General features: G+C 42.3%; 10 protein-coding genes. 3 read left to right on the top strand and 7 right to left on the bottom strand.

The genetic code is table 11. The features are described from left to right. From E4K67_RS09510 to E4K67_RS09500, 3 genes are read left to right on the top strand one after another with little or no spacing between them, the layout of a single operon-like run. Window positions 1-684 carry a response regulator gene (locus tag E4K67_RS09510; RefSeq protein WP_135546175.1) on the top strand — a complete coding sequence of 228 codons (684 nt, stop codon included), beginning with the start codon at window positions 1-3 and terminating at the stop codon, window positions 682-684. Window positions 685-708: 24 nt separating this feature from the next. Next, a complete protein-coding gene (locus E4K67_RS09505) occupies window positions 709-2,043 on the top strand; it encodes a TrkH family potassium uptake protein (protein ID WP_199242504.1) in 1,335 nt (444 codons plus the stop codon). A gap of 12 nt (window positions 2,044-2,055) precedes the next feature. Then, window positions 2,056-2,706: a potassium channel family protein gene (locus tag E4K67_RS09500; RefSeq protein WP_135546174.1), complete on the top strand. Its 651-nt coding sequence runs from the start codon at window positions 2,056-2,058 to the stop codon at window positions 2,704-2,706. Between the two features lie 85 nt (window positions 2,707-2,791). Here E4K67_RS09500 and E4K67_RS09495 read toward each other — a convergent pair whose 3' ends face one another. The 7 genes from E4K67_RS09495 to acpS all read right to left on the bottom strand — a co-directional run bounded on the left by E4K67_RS09495 (window position 2,792) and on the right by acpS (window position 16,770). Then, window positions 2,792-5,026, bottom strand: coding sequence for a HelD family protein (locus tag E4K67_RS09495; RefSeq protein WP_135546173.1), 2,235 nt, complete (start codon window positions 5,024-5,026; stop codon window positions 2,792-2,794). A gap of 406 nt (window positions 5,027-5,432) precedes the next feature. Next, window positions 5,433-6,917, bottom strand: coding sequence for a glutamate synthase subunit beta (locus E4K67_RS09490; RefSeq protein WP_135546172.1), 1,485 nt, complete (start codon window positions 6,915-6,917; stop codon window positions 5,433-5,435). A 105-nt stretch (window positions 6,918-7,022) separates the two neighbouring features. Then, window positions 7,023-11,585, bottom strand: coding sequence for a glutamate synthase large subunit (gene gltB, locus E4K67_RS09485; RefSeq protein ID WP_135546171.1), 4,563 nt, complete (start codon window positions 11,583-11,585; stop codon window positions 7,023-7,025). 587 nt (window positions 11,586-12,172) lie between these two features. Further along, window positions 12,173-13,123, bottom strand: a complete 951-nt coding sequence (locus tag E4K67_RS09480; protein WP_135546170.1) for an MraY family glycosyltransferase — start codon at window positions 13,121-13,123, stop codon at window positions 12,173-12,175. A 326-nt stretch (window positions 13,124-13,449) separates the two neighbouring features. After that, window positions 13,450-14,571, bottom strand: coding sequence for an alanine racemase (gene alr / locus E4K67_RS09475; protein WP_135546169.1), 1,122 nt, complete (start codon window positions 14,569-14,571; stop codon window positions 13,450-13,452). Further along, a complete protein-coding gene (locus E4K67_RS09470) occupies window positions 14,541-16,163 on the bottom strand; it encodes an NAD(P)H-hydrate dehydratase (RefSeq protein WP_135546891.1) in 1,623 nt (540 codons plus the stop codon). Before E4K67_RS09470 ends, alr begins: the two co-directional genes overlap by 31 nt. Before the next feature lie 250 nt (window positions 16,164-16,413). Beyond that, on the bottom strand, window positions 16,414-16,770 hold the full coding sequence (gene acpS, locus E4K67_RS09465; protein WP_135546168.1) for a holo-ACP synthase: 357 nt from the start codon (window positions 16,768-16,770) through the stop codon (window positions 16,414-16,416). Window positions 16,771-16,774: the final 4 nt, after the last annotated feature.

The following is a 16,774-nucleotide window of genomic DNA, read 5'->3' as shown; positions in this document are numbered from 1 at the left end:
ATGGAAAACAAAGGTCAGCGAATTTTGATTATTGATGACGACACACAGATTAGGAGATTTCTACGGGTGGCCTTAACCAGTCATGGATATTTTGTTAAAGAAGCCAGGACAGGCAGAGAGGGTCTTGAGGCTGTCGCGATGTTCAGCCCGGACTTAGTCGTCTTAGATTTAGGTTTACCCGATATCGATGGACTAGACGTAGTGCGTCAGTTGCGAGAATGGGCTAAAGTTCCCATAATCATTCTCTCGGTCAAGGAACAAGAGAGTGATAAAATTGCTGCCTTGGACTTAGGTGCGAATGACTATGTCACGAAACCCTTTGGTATGGGTGAATTGCTAGCTCGAATTCGAGCGGCAATGCGCCACACTGTCGGAGTGGAGGAACAGCCGGTTTTACATTTTGAGGACTTGACCCTTGATTTATTACATCGCCGGGTCACACGGGATGATGAGGAGATCAAGCTTACCTTAACGGAATATGAGATTGTAAAAAATCTGGCGATCAATACAGGAAAGGTTATAACCCATAGTTATTTACTTCGTACTGTATGGGGACCGTCCTATGAGAAGGAAGTACAGTATTTACGAGTTTACATTGGTCAGATCAGAAGAAAGCTCGAACGTGACCCATCCCGCCCACACCATATTATCACCGAACCGGGAGTTGGATATCGCTTGCTCTAATGACTTACTTGGAGGGAAAAGGGATTGAACACACTTGGGAAAATCATGACACCAGCTCGAGTCTTAGTTTTTGGCTTTGCTGCAGTTATTCTGTTGGGAGCTTTATTACTGGCCTTACCACAAGCAACTCAGGATGGATTGGGCTTACCTTTTTTGAATGCCGTCTTTACAGCTACCTCGGCAGTTTGCGTTACAGGGTTAGTGGTTGTGGATACAGCAACCACCTTTACGTACTTTGGGCAATGGGTCATCCTTTTAATGATTCAAGTGGGTGGTCTCGGCTTTATGACTTTTGCCACCCTGTTTGCCATGATTTTAGGGAAGAAAATCACCTTTAAGGAACGCTTGTTGTTGCAAGAGGCCCTAAACCAAGTTTCAGTTGAAGGTATTGTTCGATTAACGAAGTCTGTCCTACAGATTTCCTTTGCTATTGAAACAATGGGTGCCCTCATTCTAACCTTACGTTGGTATTCTGATTTTGGGTGGAGTAAAGCACTTTATTATGGTATCTTTCACTCTATTTCAGCTTTTAATAATGCAGGGTTTGATCTCTTTGGTAACTTTTCCAGCCTTACTGCTTTCGTCGGTGATCCCATTATTAATATTACCATCATGCTTTTGATTATTTTGGGAGGGTTAGGCTTTATTGTTTTGGCGGACCTACTAACACCTCAGAAAAAGTTAAGACTTCATACGAAAATAGTCCTACAGGTTTCTGGAGCTTTGATCTTATTTGGGGCGGTGTTTATTTTAATCATGGAATTTGCAAATCCCAAGACTTTAGGCCCTCTTCCCATAGGTACAAAGGTTTTAGCCGCTTTCTTTCAATCGGTGACTACTCGGACAGCAGGATTTAACACCATAGACATTTCAAATATGTATGAGACTACCTTACTTTCTATGATTGTATTCATGTTTATTGGTGCTTCCTCTGGTTCAACGGGCGGGGGGATTAAAACTACGACGTTTATAGCGATAATTCTATCTGTATTGAGTACGTACCGAAATAATCTTCATGTTGTTTTAAAGGGCCGAACTATACCTAGGGAAGTAATTGCTAAGGCTTGGGCTATTACAACTTCAGCAATATTTTTGATCTTCATAGTATTATCGATACTTTCGCACTCGGAAAATTCAGATTTACAGACTTTACTTTTCGAGGTGACGTCCGCCTTCGGAACGGTAGGTCTTTCTCTAGGAATCACTCCCCATCTTTCAGTAGCCGGTAAAATCGCCATCGCTTTAACGATGTTTATCGGAAGAGTGGGTCCGTTGACCCTAGCCTTTTTCCTAACCCAAAAACGCAATAAGCTATCCACCCAAATCAAGTATCCGGATGAACGAATCATGATTGGCTAGGAGGAAAAATCAGTGCGCAAACAATTTGTGGTAATTGGCTTAGGCCGTTTCGGAACGAGTGTTGCTAAAACCCTCAATACACTAGGCCACGATGTCTTAGCGATGGATAAGGACGAACATGCCGTTCAAGTCATAACGCAGGATGTGACCCAAGCGGTACAGGCCGACGCGCGTGAAGAGGAGACGCTCAGGGCATTAGGTGTACGGAATTTTGATGTAGCTATCGTAGCGATCGGGGATGACCTTGAGGCAAACATACTAATCACCTTGATGCTCAAAGAAATGGGAATACCCTATGTTGTCGCAAAAGCCCAATCAGTTCAGCACGGGAAGGTTTTGGAAAAAATTGGGGCAGATAAAATCGTTTATCCGGAACAAGATATGGGCATCCGCTTGGCCAATAATCTAATTAGAACAAATGTCATGGATTTTATAGAATTGTCCTTAGATTACAGCATTTTTGAAATTATTGCTCCAACTGAGTTTATTAACAAAACCCTTGGAAAATTAAATTTGCGGGCGGTTTATAAGATTAATGTAGTGGCTATCAAAAAAGGTGTAGATCAGATTGTTATTGCGCCGGGAGCGGACGAAGCCATCGAGGAAAAAGACATCTTAGTGATTGTGTGTAACAAAAAAGCACTTTCACGGTTACCGGACTAATATATAAACGTAGCACTTCTACACAATAACCCAACAGCCCCCCTGTCTAATTAAAGACAAGGGGGCTGTCACTTTGCATAACCTCTTAAATCAATGGGCTCTTATCTCCTTGATAATAAATAACGAGCCGGTGGAGCGCTCGCGTACAAGCAATGTAGAGTAATTTCTGATCAAAATCGCTCGAATAGTTTTCCTTATTAACATCGTAAACGATCACAACATCAAATTCTAATCCCTTCGCCATATAAGATGGAATGACCAAGGCACCTTTTATTACTTCTCCGCCCCGTGGTTTAATAAGCGTAATTTGCACTGATTTTTTCAGCCGGCAATACACCTTTTCTGCATCATTCTGAGTTTTACAAATTACGGCTATGGATTCATACCCTTGCTCTGTAAAATGAGCAATATCCTTGATGATAGCCTCATCAATCGACTCAGATGTTTCTCGATGGAGAACCAAAGGTTCTTCACCATGCCGTTCAATAGAACAATGATTTTGTTTGGTACCTTCATCTAGAAGCTTCTGCGTGAAGGTGTTGATTTCACGAGTTGATCTATACCCTTTATCTAATGACAGCTTAACCGTGTTGCGTTTATTGAGTATCTCTGAAATATCCTCATAGAGGGTGCGGTCTATCGTCTTTTCAATCGTCTGCTGAATATCTCCCAGGACCGTATAAGTCGCATTTTTATACAAAAGTTTAAAAACCTCATATTGCAGGGGAAAGTAGTCCTGCGCTTCATCAATGACCACATGTTTAATTTCGGAAAACAAATGATTCCCTTCGATTTTTAACTTAAGATAAAGAAGTGGCGCATAATCCTCATAGTGCACTTGTCCCTTTTGAAGATTTTGTTGAGTTGTTGTAACAATTTCTTCAATATTCTCTGGAAGTCCTAGACCTCGCGACAGCTTAACCAAAAGCCCACGGTTATTGAAAAGCAGCTCGTATAACTGACCATAATCAACGTTCGTAAATCTTTGAATTCGTTCCCGAAATGCCTTGGCTTGTTTAATCGCTAATAATCGGCTGAATGACTTTATCTCAAATTCATGTCCTTCACTTTTTGCAACAATCTTTTCCAATCGTTTGAGCCTTTTTTTCTGTAAGGGGTGGACCTTTTCTAAGAGTGTCTTTTCGATTATTTTGAGCTGTTTTGCCATTGGAATACCAATCTCATTGTGTAAAAAACGGTTCTTTAACTGTTGCCTCGTCGCAATAATCGTTCCGTTATAGTATACATCCTCGAAGACAATGAGACTATGCGCATAATGCCATAATAGTCTATCAAGAATTTGCTTAAACATCCTTGAACCTTTGAAATCGATGCTTTGCCACCTTGGGTCTCCTTCGTTCTTCGCACGGGAATGTATCAATGTTTCAAGCTGCATATCCCTAGTTTCTTCACCAAACCTGCCTTTAAAAGCATCTAGTACCAGATCATCGAAAATGCTTTGCCTCACGTTTTCTTCTCCGAGCTCGGGGAGGACACTTGAAATATAGTGACTAAAAACGGCGTTGGGGGAAATGATGATGACATTATTAGACTGTAGATTGGAATTAAGACCTTCATAAAGAAGGAAAGCAATCCTATGCAGGGCAATCGATGTTTTGCCACTCCCCGCTACACCTTGTACGATTAAAAGCTCATGCTCCCTATCCCTAATAATTACATCTTGTTCCTTTTGAATAGTTTCTATAATATTTTTCATTTTAGGGGAAGTATTATGACTTAATACTTCCTGCAGTATTTCGTCGGTGATCCTAACACTACAATCAAAAAAGTATTTGAGCTTAGAATTTCGTATTTGATACTGCCTTTTCAACGAAACATCTCCCCGACTAATCCCTACCGGAGTGTCATACATTGCTTTACCCAATTCGTACCTGTAAAATACGCTTGAAATGGGCGCGCGCCAATCATAAACGTATACTTGACCTGTGTTCCTATCCATTAAATTGTAAAGTCCGATGTAGATTTTTTCTTTTTCACTAAAACCCGTTTCTATAAAGTCAAACCGTCCAAAGTAAGGAGTGCTTATCATTTTCTTGAGTTTCTTAATACGCTGTGAATTTGTATTGTAATTAGAGATTTGATTATTAATCTGCGAATGATATAGGTTCATATCAACAAGACTCTCAAAGTCGCTCGAAATATGAACAGTGTTTTCATACACATCCTTTCTAGCGGCAATTAAATCACTCTTTTTCTCTGCTAAATCGCCCTCTTCCCTTTCCACCTCTTCCTTAATAAAAGCGATTGTTTCCCTAAGGTACTCAATTTCCTCTTGATGATTTTCATGATAAAGGTCCATTGGAATCACACTCCTAAACTCATAATCTTAAAAACCCATTTGACATTCATATAGCTTTGTGGTATAATATTATTAAGAAATAATTAATATTATGGAGTTTCATGTCTATTTCTCATTATATAGCAAAAATATCTTCAAGTATAGTAAAAGTTGGCTTACTAAGCTAACTTTTAAATGAAATATGAAATGCGGTCTGTGACAATCAGTCACTATTAGCATTCACTCCGCAAACAAAATCAAACCCATGTGTGCCCTTCCTGATAGCACATACATGGGTTTGATTTTGTTTATATTAAACCATGACCGTCGTGGCGAATTTGTCGGGAACCCGCCCACATTCATTAGGCGATTGAACAACTAGTTTGGTCCGCGAGCTTCCGATGAGCGGTGCTAATGTGAGGTCTCCCTATTTTAGCACGCTCTTGCCCATCAAAAATTTATCAACTTCCCGTGCCACAAGCTTTCCTTCTTGGATAGCCCAAACAACGAGACTCTGCCCTCTTCTCATATCGCCTGCGGTGAATACCTTCTCCACATTGGTCTCGAAAACCTCGTATTCCGCTTGCACATTGCTTCTGGAATCTCTCTCAAGCATTAGCTCATTCGGAATCGTATCTTCCGGTCCTAAAAATCCCATAGCAAGTAGCACAAGGTCTGCAAGCCATACTTTTTCGCTGCCCGGAACTTCTTGAGGAACCATTCTTCCAGAGGAATTCTTAACCCAAGTAATTTCTACAGTATGAACCTCCTTGACCTCACCGTTCTCATTTCCCATAATCTTTTTCGTGGAGATAAGGTAATTTCTCGGATCTTTCCCATAAAGACTTATGGCCTCTTCCTGGCCGTAATCCACTTTAAGCTTCAGAGGCCATTCCGGCCATGGATTAGACTCCGCTATTCTCCTTTCAGGCGGTTCGGGCATAATTTCGAACTGGTGGACGCTCTCGCACCCATGTCGTATGGAGGTCGCGACACAGTCAGTTCCGGTATCCCCACCACCAAGGATGATAACCTTCTTGCCCTTGGCACTTATATAGTTGCCGTCCTCAAGTTCGGAGTCTAGGAGGCTTTTAGTATTGGCCTTCAGGAAATCTATCGCAAAATGAACTCCCTTAAGTTCTTTCCCCTCAACATCCAGCCCCCGCGACTTGGTTGCCCCAGCACACAGCACAACCGCATCATACTGATCAAGCAATGTCTGAGCAAGAATGTCCTTGCCTACCTCTGTATTGAGCACGAATTGGATTCCGGATGCCTTCATCAGCTCGATGCGTCTTTCCACGATTCGTTTTTCGAGCTTCATGTTAGGAATCCCGTACATCAGCAAGCCACCAGCTCTGTCGTTTCTCTCGTAAACCGTTACGTCATGACCTACAATATTTAAATAATAGGCTGCTGACAGTCCGGCTGGACCTGAACCGACAATAGCAATTTTTCTCCAGGTAACTTTGGTTTTTCTTGGCACTACCCAGCCTTCGGCAAAGGCTTTCTCAATAATTTCATATTCAAGATTATTGATAGTAACGGAATCCATAATATAGCCTTCTGTACATGATCCTTCACAAGGCGCAGGGCATACTCTCCCCGTAAACTCTGGAAACGGGTTGGTTCTAATCAACCGTTTGTAAGCGGCCTCCCACTGTCCTTTATAAACTAGCTCATTCCACTCCGGAATAAGATTGTGCACAGGACATCCTGCTGCCATGCCGTTTAACAGAACTCCGCCATTGCAAAAAGGAACTCCACAGTTCATACATCTCGCGCCCTGAGTTTTTACGGCCTCAAGATCCTGGGGAAGCCTTAGTTCCTGCCAATCTTTGATTCTTTCTTCTGGAGGACGTTTCTTCGGATTTACTCTTTCATACTCTAAAAATCCAGTCGCTTTTCCCATTGTAGGTCCCACCTTTTCAAGACCCCCACTTCGGGTGGGGGTGGATTCTTCGTATCTGAAGTCTTGATGTTCAGCTAAGCTGAACGAGTTCACTCTTATAGTTCGCTAATTTTTAAGACTCTCTTCGAAAGCGACCATTAAGGCTTCTTCACCGCCGAAACCCGCCTTGTGAGCCTTATCAATGCTTTCAAGCATGCGTTTGTAATCCTTAGGAATGACTTTACTGAATCTCTGCGCGTAACCTTTCCAGTCCTCAAGAACCCGCTTACCCAATGGACTGTCGGTATACTCCACATGTTTTTCAATCATGATCTTGATCTCATGCAATTCTTCTTCAGATTCGATTTTTTCCAGTAGAACTAGGGACTTGTTGCAGTATATTTCGTCAAAGTCCAGAATATAGGCTACACCACCCGACATTCCAGCTGCAAAGTTTCTTCCTGTTTTGCCCAAAACGATCACTTTACCGCCTGTCATATACTCACAACCATGGTCACCTACACCTTCAACAACTGCTTTAATTCCGCTATTCCTCACGCAGAATCGTTCCCCAGCGATTCCGTTGATATAGGCCTCTCCTGAAGTTGCTCCGTAAAAGGCCACATTTCCGATTAGAATATTTTTCTCCGGGTCAAAGTCAGACGTTTTGGGAGGATATACCACAATTTTGCCACCGGAAAGGCCTTTTCCTAAATAATCATTAGAATCGCCTTCCAGTTTGAGAGACATTCCTTTGGGAATAAATGCTCCAAAGCTCTGTCCTGCTGAGCCTACAAAGGTAAGTTTAATAGTATCTTCGGGAAGTCCATTGACGCCATAGCGCTTCGAAATTTCACTTCCGACGATGGTTCCGACAACCCTGTCGACATTATTAATCTTCAGCTTAGCCCTTATGGGTTTCTGGGTCTCGATCGCTGGCCTGCACATCCTCAGTAGTTTTTTCATATCAAGTGATTTTTCCAGCATATGGTTCTGTGACTGGGTGTTGAATCGACTGACATCGGCACCAGCATAGGGTTGATACAGAATCTGAGACAGATCAAGATTTGTTGCTTTCCAATGCTTAATATTCTCTTTAGTTTTAAGTCTATCTGTCCGTCCAACCATTTCAGTGATTGTTCTAAAGCCCAGTCTAGCCATAATTTCGCGCATTTCCTGAGCGACAAATCGCATAAAGTTCTCTACATATTCGGGTTTACCTGTAAAGTTTTTTCTTAGCGTTTTATCTTGAGTAGCTATCCCTACAGGGCATGTATTGAGGTTGCAAACCCTCATCATCACACATCCTAAGGCAATAAGAGGGGTTGTCGCAAAGCCGAATTCTTCGGCCCCAAGCATTGCCGCGATCACAACATCCCTACCTGACAGCAACTTGCCATCAGTTTCCACTACTACCCTGTCCCTTAACTTGTTAAGAACTAATGTCTGATGCGTTTCGGAAAGCCCAAGTTCCCATGGAAGACCTGAATTTCTAATGCTTGTTCTCGGAGAAGCCCCTGTTCCTCCGTCATATCCGCTGATCAGTATGACATCCGCTTTTCCTTTGGCTACCCCTGCAGCAATTGTCCCTACACCCACTTCAGAAACGAGCTTGACGCTAATCCGCGCATCTTTGTTAGCATTTTTAAGGTCATGAATGAGTTCCGCCAAATCTTCAATCGAGTAGATATCATGATGTGGGGGTGGTGAAATAAGATCGACGCCTGGCGTTGAATGCCTTACTTTGGCAATTTCCGGATAAACCTTACGTCCTGGAAGCTGGCCACCTTCACCGGGTTTTGCTCCCTGAGCCATTTTTATCTGTATCTCTTTAGCATTTACCAAGTAGTTACTGGTCACGCCGAAGCGTCCTGAGGCAACCTGCTTGATGGCACTGTTTTTAGTGTCCCCATTAGCCATCACAGTGAATCGTTCGGGATCCTCTCCGCCTTCACCAGTGTTGCTCATTCCACCCAGTCTATTCATTGCGATCGCCAGACATTCATGGGCTTCCTTGCTGATTGAGCCATAGGACATTGCCCCGGTCTTAAACTTTCTGACGATTGAATCAACCGATTCCACTTCTTCGATCGGAATCGTATCCCCTGCATTACACTTAAAATCAAGAAGATTCCGTAGCGTGCATATGTTTACATCATTTACCTTCTTAGAGAAATCTTTAAAGAGTGTGTAATTTCCTTCCCTGCATGCTTTTTGAAGCATGTAGATGGTTTCAGGATTGTAAAGATGGATTTCTCCGTCCTCTTTGCACTGGAAACACCCACCAACTTCCAACGTATCTGTATACGGTGAATTTTCAAGATAGGCGCTTTCATGCCGCATTTGATTTTCCAGAGCAATTTCCTCAAGTCCAATGCCTTCCACTCTTGAAGGGGTCATCGTAAAATATTTGTCGATGAAATCTTTTTTAAGACCGACAGCCTCAAAAATTTGGGCTCCATGGTAGCTACGCACCGTTGAAATACCCATTTTAGTAAGAACTTTAAGAATGCCTTTTACAGAAGCCTTAATGAAGTTCTTTATACCTTCTTCATAAGTTAATCCGTCCAGCAACGCTTTCTGGGAAAGATCCTTAATAGTTTCATAAGCTAGATACGGATTAATGGCGGTAACACCATATCCAATGAGGGTACAGAAATGGTGCACTTCTCTTGGTTCTCCGGATTCGAGTACGATTCCCATGTTGGTCCTGATCTCTTTTCTGATCAAGTGGTGGTGAAGCCCTGAAGACGCCAAAAGTGCTGGAATGGCTGCATAATTCTCATTAACCCCTCGGTCAGAAAGGATAATAATATTAGCTCCTTCGCTGATCGCTTTATCCGTTTCTCTATAAACTCTATCCAAAGCCTTTTCCATCGACTTTACCCCTTTAGAGGCTTTATAAAGGATGGATAATGTCACTGTTTTTAGCTTGTCATTGTCGAGTTGCTTAATCGTATTCAGCTGTTCATTGGAAAGGATCGGATGCTCCAAGAAGATACTCGCTGAATTTCTTTGATCAGGATCTAGCAGGTTGCCAGTATCCCCAAGGAGAATGCTGCTTGAAGTCACGATTTCTTCTCTTATTCCGTCAATAGGGGGATTGGTGACCTGGGCAAAAAGCTGTTTGAAGTAAAGGTATAGCATCTGAGGTTTCTCAGATAATACTGCAAGCGGCGAATCCATGCCCATGGCTCCAATCGGATCAACGCCTTGTATCACCATAGGTTGTATTGTTGACGTTATATCCTCATACGTATATCCAAAGGCTTTCTGTTGCTTTAACAGGTCTTCCGCTACTCCCTCATTCTGGATTTTCTCAACCGGTAGATCGCTCAGATGAACTATATGCCGGTTATTCCATTCTGCATAGGGATGTAATATCGAGACACTTTCTTTGAGTTCTTCGTCGGAGATGATTCTTTGCGCTTCGGTATCAATCAGCAACATTTTGCCCGGCTCAAGTCGGCCTTTATATTTTATGTTTTCAGGCTTGATGTCCAAAACCCCAACTTCCGAAGCTAGGATGACCTTATCATCTTTAGTTACATAGTATCGAGAAGGTCGGAGTCCGTTTCTGTCTAAGACTCCGCCGATAACTACACCGTCAGAAAAGCCCATTGCCGCCGGCCCATCCCAAGGCTCCATTAAGTAGTCATGGAATTGGTAAAAGTCCTTCTTTTCCTTTGACATCTGCTCATTCTTTTCCCAGGTCTCAGGAATCATCATCATCACAACATGTGGAAGCGATCGTCCAGTAAGGTGAAGGAATTCAAGACTATTGTCGAACATCGCAGAGTCACTACCAGACTCGTCGACAATAGGATATACTTTTTTGAGATCCTCAAAAAGCGGTGAATCGATACATTTCTGTCTCGCCTTCATCCAGTTGACGTTCCCTCTAATAGTATTGATTTCCCCGTTGTGAACGATATATCGATTGGGATGTGCTCTCTCCCAACTTGGGAAGGTGTTGGTGCTAAACCTTGAATGAACCATCGCCAGCGCAGATGTGAAATCTAGATCTGCAAGGTCAAGGTAGAAATTTCTTAGTTGTTCTGCTGTAAGCATTCCTTTATACACGATGGTCTTTGAGGAGAGGCTGGCGATATAGAATGCGCCCCCCTTGTCTTCACACATCGGAACGATAACTTTTTCTGCCCTCTTTCTGATAATATAAAGCTTTCTTTCAAAATCCATATGATCCGATATGCTAGGATCTTTCTCTATAAAAACCTGGATTAATCTGGGCATTGCAGCTTTTGCACCTTCGCCAATTGTGGTCTTATCGATTGGAACTTCTCGCCAACCTAGGATCTTCTGACCTTCCTCCACAACGATTTTTTCAAAGGTTTCTATCTGCGTTTTTCTAAAATCCTCATACCTGTGTGCAAATACCATACCGACGCCGTAGCTACCTTTTTCCGGCAAATCAAATCCCAGCACATCACATTCTCTTTTGAAAAAATCGTGAGGTATCTGGATCAGTATTCCAGCGCCGTCTCCTGTATTTTCATCTGCTCCACTTGCCCCTCTGTGGCTTAAATTTTCCAGCACAGTTAAGGCCTCATCTATAATGTTATTAGACTTTTCACCCTTGATATTTACGACAAATCCCATACCGCAAGCATCATGTTCTAAAGCTGGATCGTAAAGACCCTGTTTCTTTGGTAAACCATAACTTTGCATAATACACTACACACCCTTTATCCAATCGTGAATCTCCTACTTCTAAAAGTTGGAGTGGTATCCCGTATGAAGGTTGATGTTCAACTATAGTTGAACGAGTTCACTTAGGTCGACAGTTTTCTATGTTGAAAATTGTAACATAAATATTTGAATTGAATAACTGGTTTTGCTAATTAATAATGTATTCATAGTCTTTTTATACACCGTTCGCCAATTATTCCCATATTTAAATTAATTTTAGGGACTTTCGTCGAAAATTCCTTATCATAGATGTCATAATATCTCATCCTTCAACATTATTTTTTTCAGGATCCTCCCAAATTAAAAGAATAACCAGCAGAGGAACACGCTACTACAGCCTAGTGAGTATAATTTTAATACTAACATATTTGAAGATTTATAATAACAACAAACCTATAAGTATTTTGTATTATCCGATTCTGAGACTCCACTTGTACAAATGGAGTCTTAGAACTCCATCAAGTCTCTCTTACGCATTAGTAGAATAGGCACTATTTATATTGCCAAGTATCTGTACATGAAATCAGAGTCTCCCATAGAATTGGAAGACCCTAAGATGAATGAACTTACACCTTTAACAGTAAAATGACAATAGATAATAGACTAAAGCAGATACCCATTAAACTAATGAAAGCTACCACTTGTTTCTGGTTTAACCCAGAAGAAAGCAATCTATGATGTATTTGGCCTGCATCTGCCTTATAAATCGGTTCTCCTTTAGAAAATCTTTTGAATACAACAAAAAGATTGTCAAAAATCGGCACCCCCAAGGCCAATACAGGGATTGATATGGAAATTAAAGTAGCTTGCTTAAAAGCACCATTCAGAGCAACAATTCCTAAAATAAATCCCAAAAAATTCGCACCAGAATCACCCATGAAGATTTGAGCAGGATGTTTATTATACCTCAGGAAGCCCAGTGCCGCACCGACAATTAATGCTGACATTAAAGCTGAGTCATGTTGACCTTTTGCTAATGCAACAACAAACAAAGTGGAGCCGGCAATTGCAGATAAACTTCCCGCGAGACCATCCATGCCGTCGGACCAATTAATAACCGTCGTAACTCCTAAAATCCACATAATAGTTAAAACAAACTGCAAAAATACTGGGAGAACAATATATTGGTGTGTTAAAGGATTTGTAAATCCATAAAATACAATTCCAGAGGAATAAATAATGACCGCTGCAAAAATATGCACAATAAGTCTGGGCCACACTGGGAATTCTTTGCCTAATGTCTTAAACCAATCATCAACAATTCCAATTAGCAAAATCAAAACAGAAGCAATAATTACAAAAATGAATTCTCTATTGATGGGTCTAACAAAAGTAACATAACCACATAAAAATCCGATAAATATTCCTACACCGCCCAGCAGTGGAATAGGTTCATTATGCTTTTTTCTTTCTGTTGGCTTATCGACAAAATTGAGTTTTAATGAAACGCGCTTTAATATCGGGATAATAGAATATACGATGATAAAAACGAAAAAGAATGCGAATACATAATTCATTAAGTATTTCCTCCATAAGTTATACCTAAAAAGTCTTTTCACTCAGTCTATATTATAGCATATCTGAGGTTTCTTCAAATAACGTTATTAGTTCAGTTATAGATAAGAATTACATTTCAATCCGCGTTGGAATACTTTCCCCCATATATATGGACAGGCCTAAGATACTTAAATTACACTGGCAGATATTAAACAAACCCCTGTATTCCATATGGTGAATACTTGGGGTTTGTGATTTAGTACAATCTTGTATCGTCATGGGGTTATTGCTAATTTTTATTGATTAAGTATGAGCTTTTTGAATAACTAAGTGAAGGTAATATTAGCTATTCTTCCGTTAGATCAACATATACTCGCGGAACACGTTTGGAAATTCCACAAACCACTTCATAGCTGATGGTGTCGATCCACTCTGCCATTTCTGTCGCAGTAATTTGATCATAACCATCTTTCCCCAAAATAGTTACGACATCGCCTACTTGTACCCCTGGTATCTTGGTCACTTCAAGCATGGTTTGATCCATACAGATTCGCCCAATCATTATGGAACGTCTTCCATGAATTAGCATTTCGCCCTTATTGGAAAGTGCTCTGCGGAGTCCATCTGCATACCCGACAGGAATAGTTGCAACACGCGTAGGGTATGCTGCCTGGAATGTGCGACCATAACTTACTGCTTCACCTGTTTTGATTCCTTTGACATGAGACACTTTCGCCTTCCAAGACATGACTGGTTCCAAACCAACAGTCCCGCCAACCTGAGAAGAAGGTGTCAGTCCATAAAGACTAATTCCTGCACGAACCAACTCAAAATGGGATTCCGGGAACTGGAGAATCGCCGCACTGTTAGCCGCATGACGAATTGGAATAGTCAACCCAGCCTCCTTGAGTTTGTTGTAGAAGGTTTGAAAACGGTCGAGCTGCTCCCGGACAAACGAGAGATCTCTTTGATCTGACGTAGCAAAATGAGTGAAAATGCCTTCAATAAATAAATTAGGTAAAGATCCGATTTTCATGATATCAGCGAAATCTCTCTCCCTAAATCCGATTCGGTTCATTCCAGTATCAATTTTTATATGTATTCTCGCTGCTTTACTTTGTTTCACGGCCGCCTCGGAGAGAGCTTGAGCCTGAGACAATTGAAAAACAGAAGGGATAATCTCTTCTTTGACTAAAGTATCCGACTGATCCAGCTCGGTAGCTCCGATGACCATGACCGTAAGCTCTGGAAACACCGCTCTAATCTCTAGTGCTTCTTGCATTAGAGCAACACCAAAGCGCTTTGCACCACACGCCATTAACGTTTTTACAACAGGGATCACTCCATGCCCGTAAGCATCAGCCTTAACAATTGGCATCATTTCACTTTTGGTATACGCTTGAAGTTTGAAATAGTTTTCTTTCAGTGTTTGAAGATTTACTTCAGCCCAAACCTGTCGCAACCCCATAAACTCATCCCCTCTTTCCCCGTATTTGACTTAAGCTCTAACTCTCGCCGCACTTTAGGGAGCTTATCCGCAACTTCCGATGCAGTGAATCCAGACCAGCCATACTCACCCGCTAAGAGATCCGCAGATTTCCCATGCAGGTATACGCCAAGGCACGCCGCCTCGAGAGGTGCAACCCCTTGTGCCAACCAAGCTAGAATGCTGCCTGTAAGCACGTCTCCTGTCCCCCCTGTTCCAAGTCCCGGATTACCAGTAGGGTTGAAAAAGGCACGACCGTCTGGTGAAGCAATAATGGTCACAGACCCTTTTAAAACAACCACTGCTTCCCATTCCACCGCTTTCGCCACTGCCAGATCAAGTCGATTGCTCTCAACGTCTTCGACGCTACACTCGCAAAGCCGAGCCATTTCACCTGGATGGGGGGTAAGAATTAGCGGACCTTGGCCATTTCTTAAGCCTAGTAAATCTGGTTCTATTGCAAGCTGATTGAGGGCATCTGCGTCTAAAACCACCGGGCAACTTAGGCTACTCAAGATATCCCCTAATACTAAAGTAAACTCTAGATTTTGGCCTAAGCCAGGACCAACTGCAAAGGCTTGGGCCTTCTCAGATTGTTTTAAGATCACAGACCAAGCTTCTTCGTTCAAGAAATCATCCCCTGGAGCGGACCAAATAGTGGCCTCTGTGATTGCTGTATCCACTTCCTGCGCAATTCCTTGGGGAGTAACAATTTGCAAAAGGCCAATCCCGCTTCGCAAAGCACCCCTTCCAGCCAAAACAGCCGCTCCGCTCATTCCTTTAGACCCAGCCACCAGAATCCCTTTGCCATGAGTTCCTTTATGTCCTTTTAACGTGCGGATGGGAAGCATTTTCCGCACATCGTCATCCGTTAAGACAAACGCAGAAATTCCTTCATCCTCAAGATAGGAAGCAGGGATAGAAATAGGATCCACAACAACCCTTCCACTATACTCTGGCCCTTCGCCGAGAAAAAGACCCCATTTCGGAAGCCCAAAGGTCACCGTAGTTTGGGCCCGAATTGCAGTACGATAAACCTTACCAGTATTGGCATCCACCCCACTCGGAATGTCAATAGCAACCACCCATCCCGGCGCACGATTCACTTGATCCACATACTCCTCCACTAAACTAGGCAACGCACCACGCATCCCAATCCCAAATAGTGCGTCCACAACAACGTCTGCTTGTGCCAAAGCTAAACGTGTTAAACGACGTTGTTTTTCACCTTCAATGACAAAACATTTTCCCGTTGTGCCCTGAAATAGGCATAAATTTAAAGCTGCATCTCCTTTTAATTCCTTCAATTCAGCAAACAGAAAAACCGTCACGTCCATGCCTTGAAGAACTAAATGTCGAGCAACAGCCAAGCCATCTCCGCCATTGTTACCTTTCCCCACTAAGATCACTGCTTTTCGTCCGCTAAAATCCACCTGCCCTTGGGGGAGACACCGTCGTATTTCTTCGACAACTGCCCAAGCCGCATTTTCCATCAGGAGCAGACTTGGAATACCATAATGATGAATGGCCCTTTCCTCGATCTGTCGCATCTGTTCCGCATTGACCACACGCACTTTCCCCACCCCGTTTCTCTTTATCTTTTAGACAGGGGGACGGTTCCTCTGTCTTCCAATCCGTTTCTCCGTCGTAGACAAGGGGACGGTTCTTCTGTCTAATAAATCCGTTTCTCCATCGTAAAACTATGCTTTAACAGATGAAGACAAGAGAACCGTCCCCTTGTCTTTTTCCCAATCTATTAGCCAATTCCTAAGAATCACTCCTTTGAAGCTTTGGTGAACGTTTAATTCATTTGCATTCATCCAATTAGCTTAAAATCGCAAAGGCCATTGCCTGCGTTCGATTATGGGATAAACTGACTCGAACTTTGGAGCCGCCGCGAGCCAATACCAAATCCATGGCTCTAGAGCTTAAATAGACCTTAGGTTCTCCACTTGAGTCACTTAATATTTCTATATCATGCCAAGATAGGCCTCGCAGACCCGTTCCTAATGTTTTAAGAACTGCCTCTTTTCCAGCGAAACGAGCTGCATAACTCTGGATACCTTTGTTTATTAAATTTTCTTGCTCACGAGTCGTGAAAAGACGTTCATACAACTTAGGTTGTCGTTTAAACGCAAGCACCACTCGTTCTATTTCAATAATATCAGTTCCAGGATACATTTTG

Source organism: Desulfosporosinus fructosivorans, from assembly GCF_004766045.1.
Taxonomy (GTDB): domain Bacteria; phylum Bacillota; class Desulfitobacteriia; order Desulfitobacteriales; family Desulfitobacteriaceae; genus Desulfosporosinus; species Desulfosporosinus fructosivorans.
This window is presented reverse-complemented; position numbering and strand designations above follow the sequence as displayed.

Bases quoted from the DNA above. Each gene is read 5' to 3' on its own strand.
- E4K67_RS09510 (WP_135546175.1), top strand. From the start codon at position 1: ATGGAAAACAAAGGTCAGCGAATTTTGATTATTGATGACGACACACAG.
- E4K67_RS09495 (WP_135546173.1), bottom strand. From the start codon at position 5,026: ATGGACCTTTATCATGAAAATCATCAAGAGGAAATTGAGTACCTTAGG.
- E4K67_RS09490 (WP_135546172.1), bottom strand. From the start codon at position 6,917: ATGGGAAAAGCGACTGGATTTTTAGAGTATGAAAGAGTAAATCCGAAG.
- gltB (WP_135546171.1), bottom strand. From the start codon at position 11,585: ATGCAAAGTTATGGTTTACCAAAGAAACAGGGTCTTTACGATCCAGCT.
- E4K67_RS09480 (WP_135546170.1), bottom strand. From the start codon at position 13,123: ATGAATTATGTATTCGCATTCTTTTTCGTTTTTATCATCGTATATTCT.
- alr (WP_135546169.1), bottom strand. From the start codon at position 14,571: ATGGGGTTGCGACAGGTTTGGGCTGAAGTAAATCTTCAAACACTGAAA.
- acpS (WP_135546168.1), bottom strand. From the start codon at position 16,770: ATGTATCCTGGAACTGATATTATTGAAATAGAACGAGTGGTGCTTGCG.